Here is a 7,120-nt window from a genome sequence, read left to right as displayed (position 1 = left end):
GTGCCGGCGGCCGCGAACGACGGCAGCGGGCAGATCGCGTGGGCCGCGACGCCCGTGAGCAGCGCCGGGGCGACGTCGTCGACGAACCGCCGGTCCCACGCCCGCGTGCCCTGCTCGAGCACGCCGAGCCCGAAGCGCAGCGCGGCCCGCGGGTCGACCATCGGGACCGACCGCTTGTCCCCGAGCGCCACGCGCACCGCCGGGTCCGCGGCGCCGCCGACGAGCGACCGCCACGTCGGGCCGTCGACCCCGAGCGCCTCGACCGTGCGCTCCAGGTCCCGGAACGCGATCCCCGCACGGCCACCCGGCAGCGGCTGGGCGTACGACACCTCGGGCACCAGCAGCTCGACACCGCGCGCGGCCAGGTCGAACTCCTGGAAGAACGGCGACGCCCACGCCATCGGGTGCACCGCCGAGCAGACGTCGTGGGTGATCCCGTCGGCCAGCCCGAGGTCCAGCGTCCGCGCGCCCCCGCCGACGGTCGGCTCCGCCTCCAGGACCAGCACGCCCAGCCCCGCACGCGCCAGGGTGACCGCCGCGGCGAGCCCGTTGGGGCCCGAGCCGACGACCACCACGTCCCGTCGCATCATGCGTGCCTCCTGACCCTCAGTCTCCGGGGTCCTCGTCCTGCGCGCGACCATGGTCCCGCGCGCGCGCCAGCTCCTGGTCGCTGGTGAGCTCGTCGACCACCAGCAGGTCGCTGCGCACCTTGCCGGTCCGGTACCCCGCCCGGCCCACCATGTGCGCCGCCACGGGCGCGGTGAGCATCTGGAAAACCGCCACCAGGACCAGCGCCCAGACGGCTCCGCCCGACCGCAGCCGCAGCGCCAGGCCGATGAGCACGAGGATCAGCCCGAGCACCTGCGGCTTGGTGCCGGCGTGCATGCGGGCCAGCAGGTCGGGGAACCGCAGCACCCCGACGCCCGCCGCGAACGCGAGGAACGCGCCGCCGAGCAGGCACACCGCCGAGACCACGTCGGCGACCGTCGTCCACTGGTCGGTGGTCATCGGACCTCCCCCTCCGCGCCGCCGCCGTGGTGCTCGTCGGTCTCCTCGCGACGCCCGGACCGGCGGCTCTCCTCGGCGAAGTCCTCGCCGTCGATGCGCTCGGCCTCCTGCGCCGCGATCTCCTCGCGGGTGCGCACGCGGCCCTCACCCTCGGGCTCCACGGACGCGAACCGCGCGATGGTCACCGACCCCACGAACCCGACCAGCGACAGGACCACGAGGATCGGCACCACGTCCGCGCGACGGTTGACCGCCGCGTACAGCGCCACCGCGGCGATCATCGTGGTGACGAAGATGTCCAGCGCGATGGTCCGGTCGAGCATCGACGGACCCTTCTCGGCCCGGACCACGGCCAGGAACGCGCCGAGGGTGAGGAGCACCCCGCAGACCACGACGACGACGGTCATGAGTGCACCCCCAGGCCGGCCGCGTCGAGCTCCTCGTCGGACGCGAACGCCCGCATGACCCGCTCCTCCTGGTCCAGCACCGACTGCCGCGCCGCCTCGATGCCGCCGCTCTGCTGCACGTCGAGCACGTGCAGGTAGAGCATCCCGGTCAGGCGGTGCGCCTCGACCACCAGCGAGCCCGGCACCAGCGACGCCAGCTCCGCGGTGAGGGTGAGGTACAGGTCCGAGTGGCTGCGCAGCTGCACGCCGATCACCGCGCCGCGCGGCACGTACCGCGGCCGCAGCGCGATGAGGCTGACCTCGAACGACGCGCGGACCAGGTCGGCCGCGAAGCGCACGACGAGCCGCAGGACGCCGAGCGGTCGGAACCGGCCGTGGAAGTCGATCGGGGCCATCCGCAACCCGGTGGTGACCGCCAGCGCGATGACCAGCCCGGCCAGGATGTTGCCGATCGTGAGGTCGCCCCACAGGAAGACCCAGACCACGGTCAGCCAGACGATCGTGGCCCACTGGGTGCGCCAGCGGTGCCGACGCGGGTGCAGGCTCACGGGCCCACCTCCGCCACGTCGTCGGACACGCCCTGGCCGCGCTCGCCGTCGGGCAGCACGGCGTCGACGTACGGGCTCTGCTCGGCGAGGTCCACCGCGGCGCGCTCGGTGTAGGCGTACAGCGGGCCGGCGGCGACGGTGAGCAGCAGCCCGACACCCACCAGCGCGGCCGTGGGCGCGACCATCCCGAACGGCAGGCGCACCGGCGGGCGGGGCTCGGACGGGGTCTGCCAGAACGCCTTGTTCCACGCCTTCACCAGCGCGTAGAGCGTGAGCAGGGACGTCACCACGCTGCCGGCGACCAGGACGTACGCCAGCGGCGTCCCCACTTGTACACCGGCTTCGAGCAGGCCGACCTTGCCGAGGAACCCGGACAGCGGCGGGATGCCCGCCAGGTTCATGGCGGGCACGAAGAACAGGATCGCCAGCACGGGCGTGAGCTTGGCCAGCCCACCCAGCTTGGTCAGGGACGTCGAGCCGCCCGCGCGTTCCACCAGGCCCACCACCAGGAACAGCGCGGTCTGGACGGTGATGTGGTGCGCGACGTAGTAGATGGCGGCGGTGTAGCCCAGGTCGGTGGCCAGCGCGATGCCGAACACCATGAAGCCGATGTGGCTGACCAGCGTGAACGACAGGAGTCGCTTGATGTCGTCCTGCGCCACCGCGCCGAGGATGCCGATCACCATCGTCGCCAACGCCGCCCACAGCAGGGCGTCGTCCAGCCGGCCGTCGGGGAACAGCAGGGTCTGCGCGCGGATGATCGCGTAGACGCCGACCTTGGTCAGCAGGCCCGCGAACACCGCCGTGACCGGCGCGGGGGCGGTCGGGTAGGAGTCGGGCAGCCACGCGGACAGCGGGAAGATCGCCGCCTTGATGGCGAACGCGAGCAGGAGCAGCACCTGGAGCACCAGCCGGACGCCGGGGTCGATCTCGGGCAGCCGGAGCGCCAGCTGCGCCAGGTTCACGGTGCCGGTGGCGGCGTAGATCATCGCGATCGCCACCAGGAACAGCACGGAGCTGAGCAGCGCCACGACGATGTAGATGGTCCCCGCCCGGATGCGCTCGCCGGTACCGCCCAGCGTGATGAGCACGTAGCTGGCGGCCAGCAGGATCTCGAACCCGACGTAGAGGTTGAACAGGTCGCCGGACAGGAACGCGTTGGCCACGCCCGCCGTCAGGACGAGGTACGTCGGGTGGTAGATGGAGACGGGCGCGGACTCCTCGTCGTCCTCGCCACCCTGCGCCAGCGAGTACAGGAGCACGCAGAGCGTGACCGCGCTGGAGATGGTGAGCATGAGCGCGGACAGCCGGTCCGCCACCAGGTCGATGCCCACCGGTGCGGCCCAGCCGCCGACGTCGACCACCAGGGGGGCGCCGTCGGCGAGGACGAGGAGCGTCACGCTGACGACCAGCACGAGGCTCAGCGCGGTCACGGACACGAGCCGCTGGACGTTCGGGCGGCGGTAGAGCGCGAGCGCGAGCCCCGCCGCGGACAGCGGGATGACGACCGGCAGCGGGACGATCCACGAGAGGTCGCTCATGCGTGCACCTCTCGCGCCGGCGCGCCCTCGTCGGTCTCGTCGCGGGCCTCGGCGGCCTCCTCGTCCAGCGTCTCCGCGGCGACCTCGGTGTCCGCGTCGGTGACGGCCCGCTCGTCCGTGGCGGCGAGCCGGGCGATGCGGCGGTCCTCGACGTCGTCCTGCACCTCGTCGTGCCGGTGCAGCTGCCAGGAGCGGTACGCCATGGCCAGCAGGAACGCGGTCATGCCGAGCGTGATCACGATGGCGGTGAGCACCATGGCCTGCGGCAGGGGGTCGCTCATCTGCCCCTCGGGCGTCGCACCCACGATCGGCGGCCGACCGGCGGCGCCGCCCGCCACCAGGAACAGCAGGTTGGCGCCGTTGCCGATGAGGATGACGCCGATGAGCACCCGCGACAGGCTCCGCTCCAGCATCAGGTAGACCCCCGCGGCGAACAGCACGCCGATGGTGACGACCAGCACGATGTTCGGGCTCATGTCGATCACGGCACGCCTCCGTCCCAGCCGGCGGGCTTGGCGCCCGCGGCCACTCGCTCGGGCAGGTCCGGGTCGCCCGGCACGGGGTCCTCGCCCGTCTCCGCGCGGCGGTCGATCTCCGCCCCGAGGCTGCGCAGGATGTCGAGCACCAGGCCGACGACCACCAGGTACACGCCGACGTCGAAGAACAGCGAGGTGACCAGGTGGAGGTCGCCGATCACCGGCAGGTGGATGTCGATGATCCAGGACTGCAGCACCTCGCCCCCGGCCAGCAGGGCGAGCAGCCCGACGCCGGCCGACAGGAACAGCCCGAGGCCGAGCAGCAGACCGGGCTGCACCGGCGCGGCCTCGCCCAGCTCGTACCGGCCGCCGGCGAGGTACCGGACGATGAGCGCGATGCCGGTCACCAGCCCCGCCGCGAACCCGCCACCGGGTGCGTTGTGGCCGCTGAACAGCAGGTACACCGAGTAGACGATCATCGTGTGGAAGAGCAGCCGGACGACGACCTCGAACACCACGGAGCGTCGCTGCGGCGCCAGCGTCCGGCCGGCCTGCAGCCACTCGCGGCCGCGGGACGCGCTCGACGGCACCGCGGACTCGTCGCGGTCGGCCACCATCCCCCCGGCGTCGACCGCGGCCGAGTCGCCCCCGGGCCGGCGCAGCGCCGCCATGGGGTCAGCGCTCCCGCCCCAGACGGAGCGGTCGGTGCGAGCCTCGTCGGCCCGGTAGATCGCCCCGCCGCGGCGGGAGAGGAAGACGAGCGACGCGACACCCGTGGCGGCCACCAGCAGGACCGAGATCTCGCCCATGGTGTCCCACGCGCGGATATCGACCAGCGTGACGTTGACGATGTTCTTGCCGCCGCCGAAGGTGACGGCCTCCTCCGCGAAGTCCTTGGAGACCGGGAGGTGGATCCGCGCACCGGGCGCGACGAGCGCGATCCCCGCCACCGTCAGCCCGACCGCGACGCCCAGGGCCAGCCGCACCCACCGGCTGGCGGCGAGCGGCCGGTCGGAGAAGTACGGGGGGAGCCTGCGCAGGACCAGGACGAAGACCACGAGCGTGACCGTCTCCACGAGCACCTGCGTGAGGGCCAGGTCCGGGGCACCGTGCAGCAGGTACAGGCCGGCCACCGAGTACCCGCCGATGCCCAGCAGGATGACCGCCTTGAGCCGCCGCCGTGCGCGCGTGACCAGCAGCGCGGACACGATGGTGCCGGCCGCGAACACCACCTGCGCGGGGTTGTCCCAGACCGTGAACTGCGACGGGAACACCGTGCTGCCCAGCGCCGTGCCACCGACCGCCACGACGAACACGACGAGGATCAGACCGAGGTACAGGGGCAACGAACCGCGCTGGGTGACTGCGGTGACGTCGGCCGCCACGTCGTCGAGCCGCCGCATGAACCGCCGGTACACGCGGTCGGCCTCGGGTCCGTGGTACGCCGCTGTCTGCCAGCGCTCGACGCGGTCGCGCACCAGGAACAGCAGCGCTCCGGCCAGCAGGATCCCGAGCGTGAGGACGAACGTCGGCGTGAGCCCGGCCCAGAGCACCAGGTGCCCGGGCTCGCCCTCGGGGTAGGTGGCCGCGTACGGCTCCAGCAGGTGCTCGCCCAGCTGCGGCAGCAGCGCGACGGCCAGGCCGAGGACCGCGAGGATCATCGCTGGCCACACCAGCAGCAGCGACGGGTGCGTGATGCGGGCCGGCTCCGCCTCGTCGTGCGCGGCCTCGTGGATCGACGTCCCGGGCTCCGTGGACTCGCTGACCGCCTCCGGGACCACGGCCGGCTTGGTGGAGAACGCGCCCCACCACAGCCGCAGCCCGTACGCGACCGTGAGGACCGACCCGACGGCCACCGCGACCAGCACGATCGTCCCGACCGGTGCGTCGAGGTGCCCGACCGCCTCGAGCCCGGCCTCCTTGGCCACGTAGCCCGCGAACGGGGGCAGCCCGATCATCGAGGCTGTGGCCAGGGCGCCCGCGAGCGCGGTCAGCTTGAGCTCGCGGCCGACCCCCGAGAGCCGCCGCAGGTCACGCGTACCGGTGGCGGCGTCGACCACGCCGACCACCAGGAACAGCGCCGCCTTGAACATCGCGTGCGCGCCGAGCATCGCCAGCCCCGCGAGGGCGGTCGCCCGCGTGCCCAGCCCCACCAGGAGCACGATGAGGCCCAGCTGGCTGACCGTGCCGAACGCGAGGATGAGCTTGAGGTCGTGCTGGCGCAGCGCGCGGTAGCCGCCGAGCAGGAGCGTGCTGCAGCCGAGGACCACGATGATCCACTGCCACACCGGGGTCGTGGAGTACGCCGGCGCGAACCGGGCGACCAGGTACACACCGGCCTTCACCATCGCCGCGGCGTGCAGGTACGCGCTCACGGGCGTCGGGGCGGCCATGGCGGCGGGCAGCCAGAAGTGGAACGGGACCAGCGCGGACTTGGTGACCGCACCGGCCAGCAGGCAGACGATCGCGACGGTCACCGCGGTGGTGCCCTGCGGCGGGTCGGCGATCACCTCGGACAGCCGGTAGGTGCCGGCCGCCTCGCCCAGCAGGACGACACCGACGAGCATGGCCAGCCCGCCCGCGGTGGTGATGACGATGGCCTGCATGGCTGCCCGGCGGCTCGCCTTGCGGTCGGCGTAGTGCCCGATGAGCACGTACGACGTCACCGTCGTCAGCTCCCAGAACACGAACATCAGCAGCATGTCGTCGGACGTGACCAGGCCGAGCATCGAGCCCGAGAACGCGACGAAGACGCCGCCGAACCTGCCCAGCCCGGAGGCGCTGGACTTGAAGTACGCCGCGCAGTAGACGAGCACGAGGGCACCGACACCGCCGACCACCAGGGTCATCAGCCACGACAGCGTGTCCAGCCGGAACGTGAGCTCGAGCCCGAGCGTGGGGATCCACTCGACCTGCTCGACCGGTCCGTTGCCGGCCTGCACCCGCGACGTCCACGTCAGCGCCCAGACCGCCGCGGACGCGGGTGCGAGGGCAAGGACCCAGAACGCCTTGCGGCCCATCCAGTGCAGCAGAGCGGGCGCGACGACGGCTGCGGCCAGGTGAACGGCGAGCAGCAGCAGCACGTCCGGCTCCGTCCTGTAGGGGCGGGTGGTCGGTCGGTCGTCGAGTTCTTGGTGTGA

Annotated in this window: 7 protein-coding genes; all 7 read right to left on the bottom strand. The window is 72.8% G+C overall.

Annotated elements, in window-relative coordinates; all coding sequences use genetic code 11:
* Positions 1–590 (bottom strand): phytoene desaturase family protein (locus AC1DUQ_RS00685; protein WP_477073264.1); only part of this gene is annotated, 590 nt, incomplete at its 3' end.
* Between the two features lie 16 nt (positions 591–606).
* Complete coding sequence (mnhG, locus tag AC1DUQ_RS00680) at positions 607–1,008, bottom strand: monovalent cation/H(+) antiporter subunit G (protein WP_477062567.1); 402 nt, start codon at positions 1,006–1,008, stop codon at positions 607–609.
* Positions 1,005–1,415, bottom strand: a complete 411-nt coding sequence (locus AC1DUQ_RS00675) for an MrpF/PhaF family protein (RefSeq protein WP_477062568.1) — start codon at positions 1,413–1,415, stop codon at positions 1,005–1,007. Before AC1DUQ_RS00675 ends, mnhG begins: the two co-directional genes overlap by 4 nt.
* On the bottom strand, positions 1,412–1,963 hold the full coding sequence (locus AC1DUQ_RS00670; protein ID WP_477062569.1) for a Na+/H+ antiporter subunit E: 552 nt from the start codon (positions 1,961–1,963) through the stop codon (positions 1,412–1,414). The genes AC1DUQ_RS00675 and AC1DUQ_RS00670 overlap by 4 nt, the downstream gene beginning before the upstream one ends.
* Positions 1,960–3,504, bottom strand: a complete 1,545-nt coding sequence (locus tag AC1DUQ_RS00665; RefSeq protein WP_477062570.1) for a Na+/H+ antiporter subunit D — start codon at positions 3,502–3,504, stop codon at positions 1,960–1,962. Before AC1DUQ_RS00665 ends, AC1DUQ_RS00670 begins: the two co-directional genes overlap by 4 nt.
* Positions 3,501–3,980 (bottom strand): Na(+)/H(+) antiporter subunit C, encoded by a 480-nt coding sequence (locus tag AC1DUQ_RS00660; RefSeq protein WP_477062571.1) that lies wholly within the window; start codon positions 3,978–3,980, stop codon positions 3,501–3,503. Before AC1DUQ_RS00660 ends, AC1DUQ_RS00665 begins: the two co-directional genes overlap by 4 nt.
* Positions 3,981–3,985: 5 nt before the next feature.
* Positions 3,986–7,063, bottom strand: a complete 3,078-nt coding sequence (locus AC1DUQ_RS00655; protein ID WP_477062572.1) for a Na+/H+ antiporter subunit A — start codon at positions 7,061–7,063, stop codon at positions 3,986–3,988.
* Positions 7,064–7,120: the final 57 nt, after the last annotated feature.

The sequence above is a fragment of the Cellulomonas sp. P4_B5_2 genome (assembly GCF_056402235.1).
The sequence above is the reverse complement of the archived record's forward strand: the minus strand, read 5'-3'. Positions and strand labels throughout refer to the sequence as shown.

Bases quoted from the DNA above. Each gene is read 5' to 3' on its own strand.
- mnhG (WP_477062567.1), bottom strand. From the start codon at position 1,008: ATGACCACCGACCAGTGGACGACGGTCGCCGACGTGGTCTCGGCGGTG.
- AC1DUQ_RS00675 (WP_477062568.1), bottom strand. From the start codon at position 1,415: ATGACCGTCGTCGTCGTGGTCTGCGGGGTGCTCCTCACCCTCGGCGCG.
- AC1DUQ_RS00665 (WP_477062570.1), bottom strand. From the start codon at position 3,504: ATGAGCGACCTCTCGTGGATCGTCCCGCTGCCGGTCGTCATCCCGCTG.
- AC1DUQ_RS00660 (WP_477062571.1), bottom strand. From the start codon at position 3,980: ATGAGCCCGAACATCGTGCTGGTCGTCACCATCGGCGTGCTGTTCGCC.